2 protein-coding genes are annotated in these 1,085 nt (G+C 73.5%); both read left to right on the forward strand.

Annotated features, from left to right (window positions below):
* Positions 1-839, forward strand: an 839-nt coding sequence (locus tag ACWDVW_RS32670) for a biotin/lipoyl-containing protein (protein ID WP_449956859.1), incomplete at its 5' end; no start/stop codon positions are given.
* The coding region (locus ACWDVW_RS32675; RefSeq protein WP_449956862.1) for an RsmD family RNA methyltransferase at positions 836-1,085 on the forward strand (250 nt) is incomplete at its 3' end. The genes ACWDVW_RS32670 and ACWDVW_RS32675, both read left to right, overlap by 4 nt.

A 1,085-nucleotide genomic window follows, 5' to 3' on the forward strand; every position in this document is an offset into this window, starting at 1 on the left:
CCGCGGCCGACCGGCTGCTGGGCCGCCTGATCAAGGTGACCCCGTCGTCGAAGGTCGTCGGTGACCTGGCGCTGGCGCTGGTCGGCACCGGCGTCGACATCGAGGACTTCGCCGCCGATCCGGGCCGCTACGACATCCCCGACTCGGTGATCGGCTTCCTGCGCGGTGAGCTGGGCGAGCCCGCCGGTGGCTGGCCCGAGCCGTTCCGCAGCAAGGCGCTGGCCGGGCGCAGCGAGCCCAAGCCGGAGACCCCGCTGACCGCGGCCGACCAGGCCGGTCTCGACGGCACCTCGGCCGAGCGCCGCCACACCCTCAACCGCCTGCTGTTCCCCGGCCCGACCGCGGAGTTCCAGGCGCACCGGGAGAAGTACGGCGACACCACCGGCCTGTCGGAGAACCAGTTCTTCTACGGTCTGCGCCGCGGCGAGGAGCACCGGGTGCAGCTGGAGAAGGGCGTCACGCTGCTCATCGGGCTCGAGGCGATCTCCGAGCCGGACGAGAAGGGTATGCGCACGGTCATGTGCATCATGAACGGGCAGCTGCGCCCGATCGCGGTGCGGGACCGCTCGATCGCGTCGGAGGTGCCCGCCGCGGAGAAGGCCGACAAGAACAACCCCGGCCACATCGCGGCGCCGTTCGCCGGTGTCGTCACGCTGGCGGTGTCGGAGGGCGACGAGATCCACGCGGGCGACACCGTCGGCACCATCGAGGCGATGAAGATGGAGGCGGCCATCACCGCGCCGCGCGCCGGCATCGTCGGCCGGATCGCGACCGCCAAGGTGCAGCAGGTCGAGGGCGGCGATCTGCTGGTGGAACTGGCAGCGCGCGAGTCGGAATGACGCGCATCGTCGCGGGTACGGCGGGCGGGCGGCGGCTGAAGGTGCCGCCCGCCGGTACCCGGCCCACCTCGGACCGGGTGCGCGAGGCGCTGTTCAGCGCGATCGACGCGCGCCTGGACCTGGACGGCGCGCGGGTCGTCGACCTGTACGCCGGTTCGGGCGCGCTCGGCCTGGAAGCGCTCTCGCGCGGGGCGGCGCACGCCCTGCTCGTCGAGGCCGACCGCAAGGCGGCCGCGGTCGTGCGCG

The organism is Micromonospora sp. NPDC003241, from assembly GCF_053589795.1.